Here is a 20,275-nt window from a genome sequence, read left to right on the forward strand (position 1 = left end):
AATTTTTGTATTCCTTGGCTTTATTACGTAACTGGGATTTATTTTAGTAGCCGGGCGGCTTCGAGTGCAAAGTAAGTAAGAACAGCGTCTGTACCCGCACGTTTAAAAGCCATCAGACTTTCCATCATAACCGCATCATGATCAAGCCAACCGTTGGCAGATGCAGCCTTGATCATCGCGTATTCGCCGCTGACCTGATAGGCCATGGTTGGTACGCCAAAGGTATTTTTAATGCGCTGAATGATATCCAGATAGGCAATGCCAGGTTTTACCATAACCATATCCGCCCCTTGTTGAAGGTCATTTTCAACAAGTCGCAAGGCTTCTTCGCTGTTGGCCGGGTCCATTTGATAGGTTTTTTTATCGCCCTTCAAAGCACCCTTTGCACCGACTGCATCCCGGAAGGGACCATAAAAACCACTGGCATACTTGGCACTATAGGCCATGATTTTTGTATAGGTATAACCCGCTTCATCCAGTGTATCGCGGATTGCGCCGATGCGACCGTCCATCATATCCGAAGGACCTACATAATCACATCCGGCTTCGGCCTGTACCAAAGCTTGACGGCACAAAATTTCAACGGATTCATCATTCAGAATAACACCGTCCTTAACAATACCGTCATGCCCCAATGAGTTATAAGGGTCCAGCGCAACATCACCGATCAATGCGATTTCCTGATAATGTTTTCGGATTGATCGTGTTGCCTGACAGATAAGATTATCGGGGTTATATGCCTCGCGACAATCTTCTGTTTTTGTTTCAGGGTTGTTATAGGGGAAAAGCGCGATAGCCGGGATACCCAATTCAACAGCCTCGGCAATAGCATCAACCAAACAGTCAGGGCCGTACCTTTTAACGCCAGGCATTGACGGTACATCGCTGGTACCGTTGTTTTCTTGTAAAAATACGGGCCAGATAAAGTCATCAACAGACAGGCGGTTTTCGGCAACCATACGACGCGTCCAGTCATCTGTACGAATACGACGCGGTCTAACCACAAGATCCTGCCTAAAGGTCTTATTCAATTCTTTTCTCCTGATGAGATTCGTTTTGTGCTACCTTCTACCGAAGCTCTCGAAATTGCAAGTATTCGGCTTAAAGCGCGATGGGTCAGATCGTCGCAAACCCTTTAGAATAAAGAAAATAGTTGTCTAGAATAAATCTTACGATCCTCTGACAACATCCACCATGCTTTTGTCGGCTGTAAATTTTGTTTCATCGGGTTGTCACTTTTATGTCCTTGGAAAAAAGCCCTGGCCATGAGTAAGCTGTTTTGCTTAAGCATACATACAGGTGAGATTATGAAAAAAATTCTTTTAGCAGGGGCAGGGGTACTGGCCCTTGGGTTTGGCACGTCACATTCCTCAGAAGTTCAATTGCGCATACTGGAAACGACAGACATTCACGTTCATATCGTTGATTATGACTATTATAAAGATGCACCATCTGTTGCGGTTGGTCTGGCTCGTACAGCAACACTTATCAAAGAGGCGCGCCAAGAGGTTCCGAACTCTCTACTAATTGATAATGGTGATCTAATACAGGGTAATCCATTGGGGGATTACATGGCCAAAGAGCGCGGTTTACAGCAAGGGGAAGTACATCCCGTTTTCAAGGCCATGAACCTCTTGAAATATGATGCTGGCAACCTGGGAAACCATGAATTCAACTATGGTTTGGATTTCCTCAGTGAGACGTTGAATGATGCCGCATTCCCCTATGTTTCATCCAATGTTTTTATTGATGATGGTGATAAAGACCCAAGTAATGACAAACCTGCTTTCGATCCATACATTATTCTTGATCGTGAAGTTGTCGATACAGCAGGTAAAAAACACAGTATCAAAGTTGGTGTAATTGGTTTTCTTCCCCCACAGATAACCCAGTGGGACGAAGCCAACCTGAAAGGCAAGCTTGTTACCCACGACATTGTTGATACAGCTAAAAGGTATGTTCCGGAAATGAAAGAGAAGGGGGCTGATATTATCATTGCCGTTCCGCATTCTGGATTGAGTGATGTTACACCACAGGGGCGAGATGAAAACGCCACCTACTACCTATCCAAAGTAGAGGGGTTGAATGCCATTCTTTTTGGTCATGCCCATGCCGTTTTCCCGTCAGAAACCTACAAGGATATTGCTGGGGTCAACATTGAAAAAGGTACAATCAACGGTGTCGCTGCAACGATGCCCGGTTTTTGGGGAAGCCATCTTGGTCTTGTTGATCTGACTTTGGATGTAGATGACAACGGAAACTGGAAAGTTGTTGATAGCACAGGGTCAACCCGTGGTATTTACAAGCGTGATGGACGCAAAAAACATCCTTTGGTCAAAGCCGATCAAACCATCATAGATGCCGTGAAACACGAACACGGAGAAACAATCGAATTTATGCGTAAGGCTGTGGGCACAACATCAGCCCCGATTAATTCTTTCTTTGCTCTGGTTCAGGATGATCCTTCGATCCAGATCGTGACGAACGCGCAAAAATGGTATGTAGAGAAACTTATCAAAGGTACCGAGTACGATGGTATACCTGTTCTCTCGGCTGGTGCACCGTTTAAGGCCGGTGGTAGAGGTGGTGCGGACTATTACACCAACATTCCAAAGGGTGAAATTGCCCTGAAAAACGTTGCAGATCTCTATATCTACCCCAACACCCTGCGTGCTGTTTTACTGAATGGTGCACAGGTTCGTGAATGGTTGGAAATGTCAGCAGGGGCTTTTAATCAGGTTGATACAAAGAATATTGACGAGCAAATCCTGCTCAATCCAGACTTCCCGTCTTACAATTTTGATGTCATCGATGGTGTGGAATATAACGTCGATCTAACACAGCCAGCTCGTTACAATAAAGAAGGGCAGATCGTTAACCCTGATAGTCACCGTATTATAAATATGACCTATCAGGGCAAACCACTAGATGTGAGGGCACAGTTTGTTGTCGCAACGAATAACTATCGTGCTCACGGTGGAGGGAACTTCCCAGCTTTGGACGGTTCAACAGTCATTATTCAGGCGCCTGATGAAAATCGCACAGTTCTGGCAAACTACATCTTTGATCAAAAGAAAATTGACCCAAGTGCGGATAAAAACTGGAGCTTTGCGCCCATCAATGGGGACGTAAAGGTCACCTTTGAAACAACACCGTCTGCGAAAGACATTTTGGGCAGCAAAGACATTATTAGCTACATAGGTGAAGGCAATGATGGTTTTGGCAAATATCAAATCTCTTTTAAATAAAACGAGATTACAGATATCTCAGTAAAAAGGCGGCGTCCGATCAGAGCCCCCATGTAAATTGAGAGGCACGAACATTTGTTATTATGTTCGTGCCTCTTCTTCTATTATCTTTCTTCTTTTATTAATTGCCAGTTTTATTAACTGCCAGAAGCATCCAAAGCCTGGCTTAGGTCCGCAATAATATCGTCGATATGCTCAATACCGATCGACAGACGAACATAGCTTTCTGAAATTCCAGTCAATGCCTGTTCCTCTGCACTTAATTGAGAGTGTGTTGTGGTGGCTGGGTGGATTGCAAGGCTTCTTGCATCCCCAATATTAGCCACGTGGAAGAACATTTTCAGGCTGTCAATAAATTTACGTCCAGCTTCTTTTCCGCCTTTAAGCTCAAAGCCAAGCAGGGCACCATAGCCACCTTTTAGATATTTATCAGCAACATCTCGCTCGGCACCTTTTGCCTGACTTGGATGAATAACAGTTTCTACAGAGGGATGGTTGCTTAGAAATTCGGCAACAGCTGTCGCATTTTTGCAGTGTTCCCGCATACGCAGGGGAAGCGTTTCCATTCCCTGGATAAACTGAAATGCATTCATCGGTGACATAGCCGAACCTAGATCTCTCAATAGAACGACACGTGCGCGGATGATATAGGCAATAGGTCCAAGTGGTTTAACCGCTTCGGTCCAAACCGCACCATGGTAACTGGGATCAGGTTGGGTCAACAGCGGAAAGCGAGCAGCATTGGCTTCCCAATCAAAATTACCACCGTCAACAATCATACCGCCAATCGAGGTTCCATGGCCGCCAATATATTTTGTGGTAGAATAGACAACGACATGGGCCCCGTGTTCAATCGGGCGACAAAGGATCGGTGCAGCAGTGTTATCCATGATAAGGGGAACACCAACTTCATTCCCGATGTCTGCCACTTCCTTTATCGGAAAAACGCGTAAGCGTGGATTTGGCAGAGTTTCAGCGTAATAGGCTTTGGTGTTTTCATCTGTTGCACGGCGGAAATTTTCAGGGTCAGTCGGATCAACAAAACGGACCTCAATCCCCATATTTGGCAGTGTGTTGGCAAACAGGTTATAGGTGCCGCCATAAAGTTCAGTTGAACTAACAATGTTATCACCAGCTTTGGCGACGTTTTGGATGGCCAAAGTACTAGCAGCTTGTCCTGAACTAACCGCCAGTGATGCTGCACCACCTTCCAAAGCAGTTATGCGTTCTTCCAGGACTGCCGTAGTTGGGTTCATGATACGTGTATAGATGTTCCCGAACTCTTTCAGGGCAAAAAGGTTTGCAGCATGTTCCGCACTATCAAATTGATAAGACGTTGTCTGATAGATAGGAACAGCAACAGCACCTGTTTGCGGGTCATTTCTATAGCCAGAATGAAGAACCAGTGTTTCCGGATTTTTTGTGTCGATAGTCATAGCTTCACCCGTTTGTGTTATTTCCCATATGAGGGATTTAAAGTCTGGATGAACAACAAGCGGGAAAATGCGTAATTGTAAGTCGGATGGGTTTCCCCTCGATTTAGCTGCATTTTTTAAGCGCCCGCAAGCTGAGCTCCAAATCAGCGCTAATTAATGTTGTTTACCCTACGTTTATAAAACAACCAGAGCAAGAAAGAATTGCCTTTAATTACATGAAATAAGTGGAGAATATCGTTTGGGATCAATGATTTTATTTAATTTTTCTTTCTAAATTGGATTTCGGTTAATCCGCCGTTAACGCCTGTTGCATAAAATACCAACAAATTTCGTTAAAGTTTATGGTTATTGTGAGGACATCGTGAAGGCTGCTTATCTGCAAACAATTTCTTTGGTTGAACGCTTGCACCGCCAATGTCTGGAGGTCGTGAAAGCAGAATTAGATCGCCGTGGTATTCGGGATTTAAATAATATTCAGGCTCTGATCCTCTATAATATTGGGACAGAGGAACTTTCTGTCGGCGAGTTAACGCATCGTGGATATTATCTGGGATCCAATGTTTCTTACAATGTAAAGAAAATGGTTGAGAACGGGTATTTGATACAAGAAAGATCGCCGCATGATCGCAGATCATTCCATGTACGTGCTTCGGATACCGGACTGGAAATCTTCAATTCCATCTCTACGCTTTTTGATGCACATGCAGAACAAATAAGTGGCGGGGTCGTTTCTGACGAGGATTTGAAAGTCACAACAGCTACACTTCACCGTCTGCAATTGTTTTGGTCTTCCCCCATGCCAATGGGGGGCGGGGTCAATCCTGCTGCCTGATAGAAACAACGACATGTAATATCTTTGAAAAGATTGCTTGTTCTGCTATTTTTAAGGCCTCTGTATTAACAGGGGCCTTTTTATTTATGGTTTGATTTAATGCGATCACACGATCCGGGCATAATAATAGAATTTTCAAGAATGGGGGCCTATGTCAAAGTTAGCGCCTTTCACGAGGCCACGATGACAGAGGTCTCCATTGTCGGTGACCCCAGAGAAACCGAGCAAAGGCTTAAACAGACTGTCATAAAAAAATTAAACTATGTTCTCAACAAACAAAACGCCGATAAATCTGGGACAAAAAAGATAGCCAGAGATACTACCAGAGATACTAAGGGTGGTATCGTCGTTTAAAAACTTGGTTTAAAAAAGCGGGCTGTTGTTTTCAATCTGAAACTAAAAACAAAATAGAATCAGAAACCAGTTGTTAATGACAAAGCGGTTGAGACTTGTTTTTGACTGCGACAAAATAGCGCATAATTTTTATCAGGTTTTAAAAAAATACGAAAATTCAAATACTTATTTTTTCTTCGTATATTATATATGTGTCATCTATTCTGGTTTTAGAGAGTAATATCAGTGAGATACAGGCACCAACCGTAAATCAAATTAGATGATATGTTATGCCGATGAGTTGTGTCGGTACAATAATGCCGCAGATGTTCTACAAAATGTACGTAAATTGTCTAGTAAGTGACAAAAGAATCACATTATAACCTTTAACCAGTTTAAAGCCCGATAAGAATTAATGATAAACCTTGAATGCAGGAGAGAGACAGAACTCGGTTCTCGGGGATTAAAATTTATAGTAAATCACCTATAAACGAGCTCTTCTTATGTCACCGACTTTCGAGAACATGGCAGGTGTGCTATGTGATCCATTCGCCTTTTCGGGAAAACAAAAAAGTACGGACAAATGAGCAAAATTACCATTGCCCTCGCTGCGGACCATGCGGGTTATGAACTAAAGGATTTGTTGAGGGAAGACGTCAAAGCCCTTGGATTTGATGTGCTTGATCTTGGGACTAATGGTCCAGATCGTGTTGACTATCCGGATTTTGGTTCTGCGTTAGCAAAAGCAATTCAAAATGGTGATGCGCAAACCGGTATTCTTGTTTGTGGTTCTGGTATCGGCATATCAATTGCTGCAAACCGACACAAAGGTATACGGGCTGCTCTTTGTCACGACGAAACCTTGGCGCGTTTATCACGAGAGCATAACGATGCCAACGTTCTGGTTTTAGGGGCCAGAACAACAGGTATTGAGGTGGCGAAAGCTTGCCTTAAAACCTTTTTAAACACTGAGTTTTCCGGTGGGCGCCATCAAGGCCGCATCGAAAAACTTGGATAATTATCACCTTTACCAGAGAGTGAAGTTGTCATGAGCTTAGATACAACCACCTTCTTTAACGCCCCTTTGGCACAGACTGATCCTGAAATTGCTGCTGCAATTAACAAGGAACTTGGTCGTCAACAAAATCAGATCGAACTAATCGCATCTGAAAATATTGTTTCCTTGTCCACGATGCAGGCATTGGGAACCGTTCTAACAAACAAGTATGCCGAAGGTTATCCAAATCGTCGCTATTACGGTGGTTGTGAATACGTTGATGTTGTCGAAGAATTGGCAATCAACCGAGCTAAAGAGCTTTTCAACTGTGCATATGTAAATGTACAACCACATTCCGGTGCACAGGCAAACCAGTGTGTCACCTTGGCCTTGATCAAACCCGGTGACACAATTATGGGTCTTGACCTGGCTTCTGGCGGACACCTGACACACGGATCACGACCTAATCTTTCCGGTAAATGGTTTAATGCAGTCAGTTACGGTGTTGATAAAGAAACACATCAGCTGAATTATGATGAAATTCGTGATCTTGCTGTTGAACACAAACCAAAACTGATCATTGCTGGTGGTTCTGCTTATCCACGTGTACTGGATTTTGCCAAGTTCCGTGCTATTGCAGATGAAGTTGGTGCCTATCTGCACGTTGATATGGCGCACTTTGCTGGTCTGGTTGCTGCTGGTATTCATCCAAGTCCGATGGAACATGCACATGTTGTGACAACAACTACACACAAAACATTACGCGCTGGCCGTGGTGGTATGGTTCTTTCCAACGATCTTGATATCGGAAAGAAAATCAACTCAGCTGCGTTCCCAGGTCTTCAGGGCGGTCCGCTAATGCATTGCATCGCGTCCAAAGCCGTCGCTTTGAAAGAAGCACTGGACCCAGATTTCAAAATTTATGCGAAACAGGTTGTTAGCAATGCGCAAACACTGGCAGCAACACTTGTTGAAAATGGTTTTGCCATTACAACAGGCGGCACAGATACGCACCTGATGCTGGTTGATCTGCGTCCAAAAGGCCTAACAGGTGACATTGCCGAAGAAAGTCTGGACCGTGCTGGTTTGACCTGTAACAAAAACGGTATTCCATTTGATCCGGAAAAACCGATGGTAACTTCTGGTATCCGTTTAGGTACCCCGGCAGGTACAACACGCGGCTTTAAAGACGCAGAATTCAAGAAAATTGGTGAACTAATCACTAAAGTTCTTGATGGACTTGCTGCAAACCGCGAAGATAACTCCAAAATCGAAGCGGAAGTTCGTGAAGAAGTCGAAGCACTTTGCCGCGAATTCCCAATTTACAAAGATTTGGAAATCTAAGGTTTTATCCGGGTTATGATTTCCAAATTGTCATAACTCGGATCCCCTTTGGGGGAAACTGTGAGGGAATATGCGCTGCCCGTTCTGCAGTAGTGAAGATACTCAGGTCAAAGACTCGAGACCAACCGAAGATCACACCGCGATCCGAAGGCGGCGCCAATGCGCAGGCTGCGGGGCTAGGTTTACGACTTTTGAACGCGTTCAATTGCGCGAGCTTATTGTTGTAAAAGGGAATGGACAGCGCGAACCCTTTGATCGGGAAAAAATAGCCCGCTCAATGAATATTGCTCTACAAAAACGAGATGTTGACAGAGACCGTGTTGAACGCGTTGTCAGTGGCATTGTTCGCCGACTTGAATCTTCGGGCGAAAGTGAAATCGCCACTGATTTAATTGGTGAGCTTGTCATGGATGCATTGGCGACACTTGATCAGGTTGGTTATGTCCGTTTTGCTTCTGTTTACAGAGATTTTAAAGAAGTAAGAGATTTTGAAGAATTCGTCGGTAAACTGGGCGATGATCTCGACATCTTGGACCCAAATCCATCCGATTAATAATGCGTTGTTAATTGACCTTATTTCGTCTCAAACAGTTACAGAAAACGTGTGATGTCCACTGAACAACATTTAGTTGACCTCCAACATATGGATGCCGCGCTTGCTCTTGCTGCTCGTGGATTGGGAAGCACGAGCCCCAATCCATCTGTTGGCTGTGTTATTGTCAAAAATGGCCAGGTGATTGGTAGGGGACGAACGCAACTAGGCGGACGTCCGCACGCTGAAAGAGTCGCCTTGGACGAAGCTGGAACAGCATCTCAGGGGGCAACAGCATATGTAACGCTTGAACCCTGTTCACATCATGGAAAAACCCCGCCTTGTTGCGAAGCTTTGATTGCCGCAGGTATTAGCCGATGTGTTGTTGCTATGGAAGACAGTGATGCACGTGTCCAGGGGCGCGGTTTAAAAGCCTTGATCGATGCAGGGATTGAAGTCGCCGTCGGCATACGACAACACGAAGCAGAAGAACTGAATGCTGGATTTTTCAAGCGAATTCGACACGGGCGTCCTCTTGTAACCCTAAAAGTTGCCACCACATTGGATGGGCGCATTGCCACGAAATCAGGGCAAAGCAAATGGATTACAGGTAATGCTGCCCGGCGTGCCGGACATATGCTTAGGGTTCGGAATGATGCCATTCTTGTCGGTAGCGGTACGGCGGTGATCGATAATCCGAGGCTGGATGTGCGGCTTCCCGGACTGACAAAACAATCACCAACACGTGTTGTTATGGATGGCCGATTACGCCTGCCTTTGACACATGACCTTGTCGCGAGGGCAAAAGAACATAAAACGATACTGATGACTTTTAGGGAAAATGATTCATCTCGTCTGTCTGCCTATGAAGATGCAGGGGTGGAAATCTGTCTGATTGATAAAGATAAAGACGGCTACATCAGTCCCAAGGAAGTTTTAAAGGCACTTGGGGCGCAGGGTATCACAAGGGTTTTGGTCGAAGGCGGAAGTCATATTATCGGATCTCTTTTTAAAGATGACCTTGTCGATCGTATCGTCTGGTTCAGGGCGTCAAAGATAATCGGTGGAGATGGATTATCTGTAACAACAGGTTTTGGACTTGAGGACTTGTCTCTAGCACCAAGGTTTACTTTATCCAACGTTGCCAAACTTGGTGATGATATGATGGAAAGTTATCGACGTGATTTTTGACTTAATGATTAAATGCACAACAAAAGGCATTTAGATGTTTACGGGTATTATTACAGATCTAGGATCTGTTCAATCAATCTTGAATAATGGTGACAAACGCTTTGTCTTTAACACAGCGTTTGATATGGATACGGTCGACATTGGTGCGTCTATTGCTTGTTCTGGCGTCTGTCTGACCGTTGTTGAAAAGGGGCTGGGCTGGTTTAGCGCCGATGTCTCGGCTGAAACTCTGTCAAAAACGACTTTGGGTTTCTGGACCAAAGGCACGCCTGTCAATTTTGAACGTGCTTTACGCATGGGCGATGAGTTGGGGGGGCATCTGGTTTCTGGACACGTCGATGGTGTTGCATCTGTGGTCAGTATTGTGCCAGATGGGGATTCCAAACGTTTTACTTTTGAAGCGCCGGAAGAACTTGCAAAATTTATCGCACCTAAAGGCTCCATTGTTCTGGATGGTGTGTCTTTGACGGTAAATGAAGTTAACGGAAAGCAGTTTGGTGTAAATATTATTCCGCACACAGCAGAAATGACGACCCTTGGCCAATGGCAGGTTGGCAGTTTCAAAGCCGGAGATTGTCAGGTTAATCTGGAAATTGATTTACTCGCCCGTTACGTTGGACAGTTGCTGGAAAGGCAAAACAATGGCTAATGCACCTTCTAATGCTATAAAATCCTTCAGCGATATTCTTTCTCCGCCCGAAGAAATCATCGAAGAAGCACGCAATGGTCATATGTTCATTCTGGTGGATGATGAAAATCGTGAAAACGAAGGGGATCTTGTTATTCCTGCCCAGATGGCGACCCCGGAAGCTATTAACTTTATGGCGAAATACGGTAGAGGTCTTATTTGCCTGGCCCTTTGTAAAGAACGGGTAGAAGAACTTGGCCTGACACTGATGGCCCAAAAAAATGGCACACGGCATGAAACCGCTTTTACTGTTTCTATCGAAGCAAAGGAAGGGGTGACAACCGGGATTTCTGCACCTGATAGAGCACGCACAATTTCAGTGGCAACCGATCCGTCTGCTTCACCCGATGATATCGTAACGCCTGGTCATGTGTTTCCTCTGGTTGCACGGGATGGTGGCGTTCTGGTTCGAACCGGACACACCGAAGCCGCAGTGGATATAGCACGTCTTGCAGGATTGAATCCCGCTGGTGTTATTTGCGAAATCATGAATGACGATGGAACGATGGCACGTCGGGATGATCTGATAGAATTTGCGCAAATACATAAGCTTAAAATTGCAACAATTGCGGATCTGATTGCCTATCGAAGAAAACATGATCATCTTATCGAAAAAACGCTAGAAGATAAGCTGCATTCCAAGATTGCCGGTGAATTTAACATGGCTGTCTATGTCAACAACACAACATACGCTGAACACATCGCCCTATGGAAAGGGGACATTTCATCAGATGATCCCTTATTGGTGAGAATGCATGCCCTGAATGTTCTTGATGATGTGTTGATCGACAGCCAAAGTGGTAAAGCCGGTGATCTTCATAATTCGATGAAAATGATCGATAAAGAAGGTCGTGGTGTTATTGTTTTGCTCAGAGAGCCATCCCCAAAAAGCCTTTCTGATGCGATAAAAACCAGACTGGGGGAGCCTGTTGAAGCAAATCATGATCTACGGGATTATGGTGTTGGCGCGCAAATTTTACTTGATTTAGGGGTTCAACAGATGATTCTGCTCACAAATTCACAGAAAAACATTGTTGGGCTTGACGGATACGGGCTTTCTGTAGTTGAACAGCGTCCAATAGTTGAAACAGCCTGATCTTGTCGATTTGGATTAGGCACAAGACAGCATAGATTTATTAGGTAGCAAAGAATGACTGACAAACCCCACGTTCTGATTGTTGAAGCACGTTTCTACAGCGCCATTGCCGATGAAATGAAAAGTGCTGCTATTGCTGAACTTGAAAAAGACGGGTGTAGTTACGAAGTCGTCGCCGTTGCCGGTGCATTCGAACTTCCTGCCGCGATTAAATTTGCTTCACAACGTACAGATGGTCGTCAGTTTGATGGCTATGTTGCCCTTGGATGTGTTATTCGTGGCGAGACAAGTCATTACGACTATGTCTGTGTTGAAAGCGCAAGGAAGCTTCAGGATCTGGCCGTTGATAGTAACATGGCAATTGGCTATGGTGTATTAACCGTTGAGAACGAAGCGCAGGCATGGGCTCGGGCAAGAGCTTCTGAGAAAAACAAAGGTGGTGCTGTAACACGTGCCTGCCTTGATATGATCGCTTTAAAACGCCAGTACGGTGTTGCATAAGGAATTATGACCGTGACTGAGGAGAACTCAAAAGCGCCGAGTGCAAGCCTTAAGAAAAGCATGGCACGCCTTGCCCTTATACAGGCGCTTTTCCAAATAGAATTCAATCAAGGTAGTTCAAAAACCGTCTTGGATGAATTCTTGAACATGCGCCGAGATGAAGAGGTTGACGGCTTGAATATAGCCGCAATGGATCAGAAGCTTTTCATTGAACTTTACAAGGGCATCAACCAGGAACGTGAGCTTCTTGATGATATGCTTGTATCGGTTCTGGATAAATCATGGCCTATTCACAGGTTAGACCCCTTGTTGAGGTTGGTTATGGTTGCTGGTGCCTACGAAATTCAGCAGCGCACAGAAACGCCCGCAAAGGTGATTATCTCTGAATATGTTGATGTTGCTCACGCATTTCTTGGCGACAAAGAAACTGCAATGGTGAATGGTGTATTGGATCGTTTAGCGCATAGCCTGCGCAAAGATGAGTTTTAATATACAAAAACAGGATTTTTGATACGTGGACGGAACTGAATTTGATCTAATCAAAAGCTATTTTGCGCCGCTTACCCAAAACTATCCCGAAGCCTATAACCTTGAGAACGATGCGGCTCTAATTAACGAAGATGCTGATCGTTCCACAGTTGTAACAATGGATACTCTTGTCGAGGGTGTCCATTTTTTTTCGACTGATCCCGCCGATGATATTGCGCGTAAAGTTCTTCGTGTAAATCTTTCTGACTTGGCTGCCATGGGGGCTAGACCTAAAGGTTATACACTTTCTATTTCCTATAATGCATCTATTTCAAACGATTGGGTAAAGTTATTCACCCAGGGGCTGGCAGAAGATCAAAAGAAATTTCAATGCAATTTAATGGGCGGTGATACCGTCTTTTCTGTTGGTCCCTTAACCTTATCCCTTACCTGTTTTGGATCAGTACCCCGCGGGAAATGCCTATACAGAACGACAGGTGAAGAGGGGGATGATATTTGGGTAAGTGGAACCATCGGAGATTCTGCCGTCGGGTTGAAATTATTAAAAGAAGAAATAAACAGCAATTATCCTGCAGCAACATCATTTTTAATTGATAGATACAGAGTTCCTCAGCCCAAAACTGAGCTGGGCATTGCCTTATTAGAGCAGGGGATAAGTAAAACGGCTCTTGATATATCGGATGGACTTTTGGCCGATGTTAACCACATAGCCAAAGGATCTAATCTTCAAGCCAGAATAACATCATCCAGAATACCTCTGTCCAAAGCCTTTAAAGACGTTTTTGAAACTGCATTAGGTCCTGATATTTGCCTGGCCGCAACGGGTGGGGACGATTACGAGCTTCTTTTCACATCCCATAGAAAAAATCGACAGGAACTGATTGAAATATCAGATAAATTAAATACACCAATCACCCGAATAGGCGTTTTAGCCAAAGGCACTGGCGTCTTGTTGTTGGATGAAGAAAACCGAGAAATACCCGTCGATCAATATGGATGGGAACATTTTTAATTTAAATGTTTAGATTGAATATCCTTTGTTTAACTTAAACTAAACTTTATTATCACTATTACATTTAAAGTTATTTATCTCTGGTGTTTATATGAAAAAAATTATCATACTCATTGCGATAATATTGCTGCTTGGCGGTGGTGGTTTTGCTGGGTGGTGGTTTTTTCTGAAACAACCAGAAAGCGACGAAGAAGTTGTCGAAGAGATTCCCGAAATTCCATCTGCTTTTCTAGAGTTCCCGCCAACTGTAATTCACCTTATTAAAGAAGGTGTCGTAACACATCATGTAACTGTTAAAATAACGATTGAAGTTGCTGAGGGACCCGATCTTATTAATGCAGAGCGGTGGCAAATTCGACTGCAAAATGATTTTATGACAGAGTTACACTCTCTGTATTACTACAGGTACTTTACCCAGGATGGGTATGTAAGTGACAAAATCACTAAACGGCTGATCAATGTTGCTGATAAAGTTATGGGCAAAGGTGTTGTTCGTAATGTTGAACTTCTTGTAGAAGGAATTACGAAACCTTCGAACAGTTAACCGTTATCTGCCCCAATAATCTTTGAAAACAAAACGAATTCCCCTTGGAATTATCAATAAGCCCTGTGTATGGTTGCTTATATTGAAGTGAGTTAACCCTATATATGTCACACCACGACCCAACCAAATCCAATGTAATTTTTCTTGCAATCTGCCAAGCCTTGGGGATGAGCTGTAGCTCTATGCTCATTTCAATGAGTTCTCTTGTCGGCACGACGCTCGCAGATGATAAGTCATATGGAACATTGCCGTTATCTTTGCAGTTTTTAAGTATGATGGTATGTGCCTTACCCATTTCGTACTTTATGAAACATTATGGCCGTCGAGCAGGTTTTAGCCTTGGAGCTGTTTGCGGGGCCTTATCTGGATTTTTCTCTGCGCAGGCTGTTTTAGATAATAATTTTGAGCTCTTTTGTTTAAGTTCATTTCTATTCGGCGCCTTTACATCGACAGTTGCTTATTACCGATTTGCAGCCGCTGACACGGCAACAGAAGTATTTAAAAACAAAGCAATTTCACTTGTGATGGCCGGGGGCGTTATATCTGCCTTTGCGGGACCAGAACTTGCGAAGTGGTCCAAAGATATTGAATTTTTTGGACCAGTGCTTTTCGTCGGTAGTTTTTACGCGATTACCGCCCTCTGTTTGGTAACCCTGGTAATTGTACAGTTCCTGAGAATTCCTAAATTAGCCGTACACGAACGAAAATCTGCTGGTAGGCCTATCCTAGAGATTGCCCGACAGCCCGTTTTTTTTGTTGCTGTTCTTAGTGGCATTGTTAGTTACGCCTGCATGAACCTTGTTATGAGCATTACCCCGGCGGCCATGATTGCATGTGCTCACCCCTTTGATGCCGCGGCTTTTGTAATTCAATGGCATGTATTCGGTATGTACGCCCCATCTTTTTTTACAGGCTCTATCATCAATCGTTTTGGGTTAATCAAAGTTCAGATGACGGGTGCTATTCTTATCGCCGTCGCAGCAGCTATTAATTTAACAGGGGTTGAGCTTGAAAATTTTTGGTTTGGTTTGGTGGCCTTAGGACTTGGCTGGAACTTCCTCTATGTCGGGGGGAGCGCGATGTTAACTGAATCATACAGACCCGAAGAAAAAGCAAAAGTACAAGCCTTTAACGAACTTTTGGTTTTCGGAGTTGTAGCAACAACAGCTTTTGGCTCTGGCTTTGTTTTCGACCAATTCGGTTGGGCCGCTGTGAACACCCTGGCCTTTATTCCTGTGGGTATTTTTATTGCAGTTCATTTAATATACTGGCACCCACTAAGGCGCAGCTTATCTTCGGCGAAAACTATATAAGGTGAAAACTATATAGAGTGATTAATTCCCACCACCCGGCGTAAATTTACCCAGGTTACCAAGAAGCTGTTGAATTATGGTCAGATCCTGACCTTCTGTTGGTGTGATCCGAGTTACAGGATCAATAATGCGACCATCTTCAAGTGCAAACTGTCGTGATTCTTCCAGTTTTCCATCTTCGGAAAATTTCACCACAAGGATGCTTCGCTCCAGAACTACAGGGTCGTAAAACGCTGTCTTTTCAACTCTTTCACCGACGTAGTACCAGACCTGATCTTTAAAAGTCGAAAGGGTCGATGGCGATCCAAGTAACTCAGCAACGTCACGACGGCTAGAAACACCCGTTTCCAGTTTACTGACCTCTTCTGGATCTGGATAGTTTCCTCGCACATTCACCCGGCTTTCACAGGCGCTAATGGCAAAAGGGATAATCATTGCAGCCAGTAGCGTCTTGGCTTTAGAGGAAACTTTATGAGACATAATCGTAATCTGACCCTATTGATCTATATATGAGCGTAAGGCTATTTAACATATAAGCTGTTTTTGCTAAACCATACGCGTTACACAGGCACTATACTCGTCTATATACTTGTTTCGAGTCATAAATCCAAGCTGATTATATCAAGAGGTTCATTAGTTGTTCAGGAAGTTTTTTCGTCGCGATCGCGAATCTGATGCCGTACATGATTTGTATGCATGTCTTGTCGAACAGGCGCGCAAAACAGAATTTTATGAAAACCATTCTGTACCGGATAGTCTGGATGGTCGTTTTGATATGATTACCTTACATATGTTTCTGGTCTTGCACAGATTGAAGGCTGAAAAAGAAAGAACGGAAGCATTTTCCCAAAAACTTTTTGATCTGATGTTTTATGACATGGATCTTAGTTTAAGGGAAATGGGTGTCGGGGATGTAGGTGTCGGTAAACGTGTCAAAGCAATGTTACAGGGCTTTTACGGCAGACTGGCAGCCTACGAAGGGGCACTAGAACAAGGCGATACAGCTCTCGAGGATGCGTTGAAACGTAACCTCTATGGAACAATAGAAGCTGACGAAGCCGCAGTTCAATACATGCGAAACTATCTAATTCAACAGATTGAATACCTTAAAGACCAGGATATTTCAGATATCGTGTCTGGCAAAATTAAGTTTCGTTCCTAAGATTTGGTATGGCAACCCTGCAATAAAATAAATTGACCCCTAATTTTGCCTCGCTTATTGTGCGCGATCTGGAATTTAAGTGTTAAATTGGGTTGTTATTCATTCAAACTTACACCTAATAACAGAACTATATCGTTAAAATCTAATCAGGAGTTCAGCAATGGATACGCCGGGCGAAAATGAATTTTCGCGTCGCTACCCCGTTGATAAAGTTCAGGCACGTTCACAGGCTTTGAATATAAAAGCAAAACCAGATGAATGTGCGGCCGTTGCAAAAAGATTTGATCTCGTTGAATTGAGATCACTTTCGGCAACATTGGAACTTGACCCAAAAGGGAAGGGCACATTGCTTGGCGTAAAAGGCCAATTGAAAGCCGACGTTACACAATCTTGCATTATAACTGCAGAACCTGTGTCGACGACAATTGATGAGCCTTTTGATATACTCTACAGCTTTGAACCTATTCGGGAAACAGCTGAAGAAATCCTGATTGATATTGATGCAGAGGATCCACCAGAAATGGCTGATCCAACAGGAATTGATTTTGGTGAGGCTATTGTTCAGCAACTAGCTGTTATGTTAGACCCTTATCCGAAAGCACCGAATTCTACTTGGGATGGCGATTCTGTGGACGAAGCGCCAGATGAAGAAGAAATACAGGAAACAGCGAAAACAAGCCCGTTTTCTGTGCTAAAAGACCTACAAATTAAAAAGTAAGGTATCTTTACCTTAGTTAGGGCTTGCCGTCGGCGTTGTTATTCGTTAATAAGCGGCGAGTTTTTTATTAAAGCTAAATGCGAGAGTTAGAGCAATGGCTGTTCCAAAGAGTAAGATTAGTAATTCCCGCCGCGGTCAGCGTCGGTCACATGATGCGCTTCGCGCAAGCGTTTCACAAGAATGCCCAAACTGTGGTGAGCTAAAGCGCCCACACCATGTTTGTGCTTCATGCGGTCATTATGATGGTCGTGATGTAGCAGAAGCTGAAGCCTAAGGCTTGTCCAAATAGTCTTTTGTGATAGGCCGATCATTGTGATGGTCGGCCTTTCTTTTATGGATCAATTTGACAAGCGGGAAACCAGTGAGCGCTAGCATAACCATAGCCTTAGATGCAATGGGAGGTGATGACGCACCGGATATTGTTGTACACGGAGCAGAAATAGCTTCACAAAGATATCCTAACGTCAGATTTCTCATGTTTGGTCGAGAGCAAGAGGTTATGCCTCTGCTGGAAAAAACGACCCGATTAAAAGACGTCGTTGAGTTTATTCATACTGATGACAAAGTTCTCAGTGATGATAAACCGGCTGTTGCATTACGCTCTGGGCGGAAGTCATCAATGCGTCTTGCCATTAATGCTGTACAGGATGGCCGTGCGGACGGTGTCGTTTCCGCGGGTAACACTGGTGCACTTATGGCTATGTCAAAGTTTGTCCTTAAAACTCTTCCCGGTGTAGATCGGCCCGCAATAGCCTCTTTCTTTCCAACGTTACGGGGGGAATCCCTCATGTTGGATTTAGGGGCGAACCTCAGCTGTGATGCCGATAATCTGGTTGATTTTGCCGTGATGGGAAATGCCTTTGCCCGATGTGTTCTTGGTGTACAAGAACCATCTGTAGGTATTCTGAACGTCGGTTCTGAAGATGTTAAAGGTCACGAATATCTTCAAGTCGCAAGCTCTATGCTTCGCAAAGCTGACTTACCTGGCGATTTTATCGGATTTGTCGAAGGTGACGATATTGGTAAGGGAACTGTGGATGTGATCGTCACAGATGGCTTCACAGGTAATGTCGCTCTGAAAACGGCGGAAGGTACTGCAAAACTTATCACGGAATTCTTTCGTCAGACGTTCAAAAGCAGCATCCTGGCAAGTCTTGGCTACCTCTTGGCAAGCTCTTCACTAAATAAATTAAAGAAACGTGTTGACCCCCGCCTGTATAATGGGGCTATCTTTCTTGGTCTTAACGGCATTGCTGTTAAGAGTCATGGTGGTACTGATGCAATCGGTTTTGCAAATGCAATTGGCGTAGCCGTTGATATGCGCGATCAGGATATTGTTACCAAAATTCGTGAAGATTTCGATTCGCTGACACGTGAACCGATAAATGAGCAGGCTGGATTTGAATGATAGTGCGTGCAAAGATCAAAGGCTGTGGCTCTTATTTACCAGAGCGCATTCTAACAAATGATCAACTGGCCGAACGGGTTGAAACATCCGACGAATGGATTCAACAGCGCACGGGTATCAAGCACAGATATATCGCCGGAGAAAACGAATTAACTTCTGATCTGGCAACGAAAGCTGCTCTTGCAGCTTTGGAGCATGCAAACATCAATGTATCAGAAGTTGATCTCATTGTATGTGCAACTGCGACACCTGATGAAACCTTTCCAGCTACAGCAACTGTTGTACAGAAAAACCTTGGTGTGACCAAGGGCGCTGCGTTTGATTTACAAGCTGTTTGCAGTGGTTTTGTTTATGGACTTTCTGTTGTTGATAGTTTGATCCAGACAGGACAGGCAAAGACCGCATTGCTTATCGGGGCTGAAACTTTTTCCCGTATTCTTGACTGGGAAGATCGCTCAACTTGTGTTCTTTTTGGCGATGGAGCAGGGGCTATTGTTCTGCAAGCAGAAGAAGGCAATGGCGATACCAGCGATAGCGGAATATTAAGTACCCATATTTACGCAGATGGTCGTTGTCATGATGCGCTTTACGTAGATGGAGGACCATCTTCTACGGGTACAGCTGGCTTCTTGCGGATGGAAGGGAAAGAAGTTTTCAGGCAAGCTGTCACAAGAATGCCCGAAGCAATTGATGCCGCTTTGAAAAAGTCTGATTTGGGCCCTGAAGCAATTGATTGGTTGGTTCCGCATCAAGCCAATATCCGTATAATTGAGGCCATGGGGAAAAAATTGAAGCTCCCCAAAGAACGTGTTGTTGTAACTGTCGACAAACACGCGAACACCTCTGCTGCGTCGATACCATTAGCATTGACCGAAGCCGTTTATGATGGCCGAATTAAACGTGGTGACATGATCATGATGGCGGCAATGGGGGGTGGTTTTACATGGGGATCGGCCCTTTTACGTTGGTAAATAAAACCTATTGTGAAGGTTATCTCAGAACAGCTTTGTGAGATAAAACTTGTAATTTCCTGAAAAGTTTAGCAAAATCGCCTTGTATATCATTTGAGTTACTGGTTTTTCCGGGAAATTCGCATAACGATAACAAGGGGAGTGGAACTTCATTATGAGCACTACAGTCACTCGTGCTGATCTCAGTGAAGCCGTATATCAAGAAGTTGGCCTATCCAGAAATGAGTCTGCTGATCTAGTAGAATCTGTTCTAAACGAAATTTCTGACACCTTGATTAAAGGTGATTCGGTTAAAATATCATCTTTTGGTAGTTTTGCTGTTCGTGAAAAAGGTGAGCGTATTGGACGTAACCCGAAAACCGGGGAAGAGGTTCCAATTTTGCCACGTAGGGTTCTCGTCTTCCGAGCTTCTCATGTTTTGAAAAATAAAATAAATACGTCTCTTTCTTAAGATATCGTA

The 20,275-nt window shown here is 44.0% G+C and carries 23 protein-coding genes and 1 riboswitch; of the genes, 20 read left to right on the forward strand and 3 right to left on the reverse strand.

Going from position 1 to position 20,275, the window contains the following annotated elements; genetic code table 11:
- Positions 1 to 38: 38 nt before the first annotated feature.
- Complete coding sequence (hemB, locus tag WH95_RS15850) at positions 39 to 1,031, reverse strand: porphobilinogen synthase (protein ID WP_046509093.1); 993 nt, start codon at positions 1,029 to 1,031, stop codon at positions 39 to 41.
- A gap of 276 nt (positions 1,032 to 1,307) precedes the next feature.
- On the opposite strand from hemB, the gene WH95_RS15855 reads away from it, so the two are divergent.
- On the forward strand, positions 1,308 to 3,248 hold the full coding sequence (locus WH95_RS15855) for a bifunctional 2',3'-cyclic-nucleotide 2'-phosphodiesterase/3'-nucleotidase (protein WP_046509095.1): 1,941 nt from the start codon (positions 1,308 to 1,310) through the stop codon (positions 3,246 to 3,248).
- A 137-nt stretch (positions 3,249 to 3,385) separates the two neighbouring features.
- Here WH95_RS15855 and WH95_RS15860 read toward each other — a convergent pair whose 3' ends face one another.
- Positions 3,386 to 4,684, reverse strand: coding sequence for an O-acetylhomoserine aminocarboxypropyltransferase/cysteine synthase family protein (locus WH95_RS15860; RefSeq protein WP_046509098.1), 1,299 nt, complete (start codon positions 4,682 to 4,684; stop codon positions 3,386 to 3,388).
- A gap of 86 nt (positions 4,685 to 4,770) precedes the next feature.
- Positions 4,771 to 4,844: riboswitch (SAM riboswitch) on the reverse strand.
- Positions 4,845 to 5,045: 201 nt separating this feature from the next.
- Here WH95_RS15860 and WH95_RS15865 point away from each other — a divergent pair.
- From WH95_RS15865 to WH95_RS15925, 13 genes are all read left to right on the forward strand, one after another.
- Positions 5,046 to 5,516, forward strand: coding sequence for a MarR family winged helix-turn-helix transcriptional regulator (locus WH95_RS15865; protein ID WP_046509100.1), 471 nt, complete (start codon positions 5,046 to 5,048; stop codon positions 5,514 to 5,516).
- A 99-nt stretch (positions 5,517 to 5,615) separates the two neighbouring features.
- Positions 5,616 to 5,870: a DUF6898 family protein gene (locus tag WH95_RS15870; RefSeq protein WP_046509102.1), complete on the forward strand. Its 255-nt coding sequence runs from the start codon at positions 5,616 to 5,618 to the stop codon at positions 5,868 to 5,870.
- 562 nt (positions 5,871 to 6,432) lie between these two features.
- Positions 6,433 to 6,867, forward strand: coding sequence for a ribose 5-phosphate isomerase B (gene rpiB / locus WH95_RS15875; RefSeq protein WP_046509103.1), 435 nt, complete (start codon positions 6,433 to 6,435; stop codon positions 6,865 to 6,867).
- 30 nt (positions 6,868 to 6,897) lie between these two features.
- Positions 6,898 to 8,190, forward strand: a complete 1,293-nt coding sequence (gene glyA / locus WH95_RS15880; protein WP_046509105.1) for a serine hydroxymethyltransferase — start codon at positions 6,898 to 6,900, stop codon at positions 8,188 to 8,190.
- Between the two features lie 70 nt (positions 8,191 to 8,260).
- Positions 8,261 to 8,743 (forward strand): transcriptional regulator NrdR, encoded by a 483-nt coding sequence (gene nrdR / locus WH95_RS15885; RefSeq protein ID WP_046509107.1) that lies wholly within the window; start codon positions 8,261 to 8,263, stop codon positions 8,741 to 8,743.
- A 54-nt stretch (positions 8,744 to 8,797) separates the two neighbouring features.
- Entirely contained in the window at positions 8,798 to 9,913 is a 1,116-nt protein-coding gene (ribD, locus tag WH95_RS15890; protein ID WP_046509109.1) for a bifunctional diaminohydroxyphosphoribosylaminopyrimidine deaminase/5-amino-6-(5-phosphoribosylamino)uracil reductase RibD, read from the forward strand.
- A gap of 34 nt (positions 9,914 to 9,947) precedes the next feature.
- A complete protein-coding gene (locus tag WH95_RS15895) occupies positions 9,948 to 10,562 on the forward strand; it encodes a riboflavin synthase (RefSeq protein WP_046509111.1) in 615 nt (204 codons plus the stop codon).
- Positions 10,555 to 11,697 carry a 3,4-dihydroxy-2-butanone-4-phosphate synthase gene (gene ribB / locus WH95_RS15900; RefSeq protein WP_046509114.1) on the forward strand — a complete coding sequence of 381 codons (1,143 nt, stop codon included), beginning with the start codon at positions 10,555 to 10,557 and terminating at the stop codon, positions 11,695 to 11,697. The genes WH95_RS15895 and ribB overlap by 8 nt, the downstream gene beginning before the upstream one ends.
- Positions 11,698 to 11,751: 54 nt before the next feature.
- The gene (gene ribH / locus WH95_RS15905) at positions 11,752 to 12,198 is read left to right on the forward strand and encodes a 6,7-dimethyl-8-ribityllumazine synthase (protein WP_046509116.1); all 447 of its coding nucleotides are present in this window, start codon (positions 11,752 to 11,754) and stop codon (positions 12,196 to 12,198) included.
- Positions 12,199 to 12,210: 12 nt separating this feature from the next.
- The gene (gene nusB, locus WH95_RS15910; protein ID WP_157845985.1) at positions 12,211 to 12,687 is read left to right on the forward strand and encodes a transcription antitermination factor NusB; all 477 of its coding nucleotides are present in this window, start codon (positions 12,211 to 12,213) and stop codon (positions 12,685 to 12,687) included.
- A 25-nt stretch (positions 12,688 to 12,712) separates the two neighbouring features.
- Positions 12,713 to 13,699 carry a thiamine-phosphate kinase gene (thiL, locus tag WH95_RS15915; RefSeq protein ID WP_046509121.1) on the forward strand — a complete coding sequence of 329 codons (987 nt, stop codon included), beginning with the start codon at positions 12,713 to 12,715 and terminating at the stop codon, positions 13,697 to 13,699.
- Positions 13,700 to 13,790: 91 nt separating this feature from the next.
- Positions 13,791 to 14,243 carry a hypothetical protein gene (locus tag WH95_RS15920; RefSeq protein WP_046509123.1) on the forward strand — a complete coding sequence of 151 codons (453 nt, stop codon included), beginning with the start codon at positions 13,791 to 13,793 and terminating at the stop codon, positions 14,241 to 14,243.
- Positions 14,244 to 14,347: 104 nt separating this feature from the next.
- Entirely contained in the window at positions 14,348 to 15,556 is a 1,209-nt protein-coding gene (locus WH95_RS15925; protein WP_046509125.1) for an MFS transporter, read from the forward strand.
- A gap of 21 nt (positions 15,557 to 15,577) precedes the next feature.
- Here the strand turns inward: WH95_RS15925 and WH95_RS15930 are convergent, their stop codons facing one another.
- On the reverse strand, positions 15,578 to 16,036 hold the full coding sequence (locus WH95_RS15930) for an outer membrane protein assembly factor BamE (RefSeq protein ID WP_046509126.1): 459 nt from the start codon (positions 16,034 to 16,036) through the stop codon (positions 15,578 to 15,580).
- A gap of 157 nt (positions 16,037 to 16,193) precedes the next feature.
- On the opposite strand from WH95_RS15930, the gene WH95_RS15935 reads away from it, so the two are divergent.
- The 6 genes from WH95_RS15935 (at position 16,194) to WH95_RS15960 (ending at position 20,266) form a co-directional block, all read left to right on the forward strand.
- Positions 16,194 to 16,718 (forward strand): ubiquinol-cytochrome C chaperone family protein, encoded by a 525-nt coding sequence (locus WH95_RS15935; protein WP_046509128.1) that lies wholly within the window; start codon positions 16,194 to 16,196, stop codon positions 16,716 to 16,718.
- A 160-nt stretch (positions 16,719 to 16,878) separates the two neighbouring features.
- Entirely contained in the window at positions 16,879 to 17,436 is a 558-nt protein-coding gene (locus WH95_RS15940; protein WP_046509130.1) for a DUF177 domain-containing protein, read from the forward strand.
- A 94-nt stretch (positions 17,437 to 17,530) separates the two neighbouring features.
- Positions 17,531 to 17,710 carry a 50S ribosomal protein L32 gene (gene rpmF, locus WH95_RS21045; RefSeq protein ID WP_082114193.1) on the forward strand — a complete coding sequence of 60 codons (180 nt, stop codon included), beginning with the start codon at positions 17,531 to 17,533 and terminating at the stop codon, positions 17,708 to 17,710.
- A gap of 87 nt (positions 17,711 to 17,797) precedes the next feature.
- A complete protein-coding gene (plsX, locus tag WH95_RS15950; RefSeq protein WP_046509134.1) occupies positions 17,798 to 18,844 on the forward strand; it encodes a phosphate acyltransferase PlsX in 1,047 nt (348 codons plus the stop codon).
- On the forward strand, positions 18,841 to 19,815 hold the full coding sequence (locus WH95_RS15955) for a beta-ketoacyl-ACP synthase III (protein ID WP_046509136.1): 975 nt from the start codon (positions 18,841 to 18,843) through the stop codon (positions 19,813 to 19,815). Before plsX ends, WH95_RS15955 begins: the two co-directional genes overlap by 4 nt.
- 154 nt (positions 19,816 to 19,969) lie before the next feature.
- Positions 19,970 to 20,266 carry an integration host factor subunit alpha gene (locus WH95_RS15960; RefSeq protein WP_046509138.1) on the forward strand — a complete coding sequence of 99 codons (297 nt, stop codon included), beginning with the start codon at positions 19,970 to 19,972 and terminating at the stop codon, positions 20,264 to 20,266.
- The last annotated feature ends 9 nt before the right edge of the window (positions 20,267 to 20,275 follow it).

The organism is Kiloniella litopenaei (assembly GCF_000982415.1).
Taxonomy (GTDB): Bacteria; Pseudomonadota; Alphaproteobacteria; order Kiloniellales; family Kiloniellaceae; genus Kiloniella; species Kiloniella litopenaei.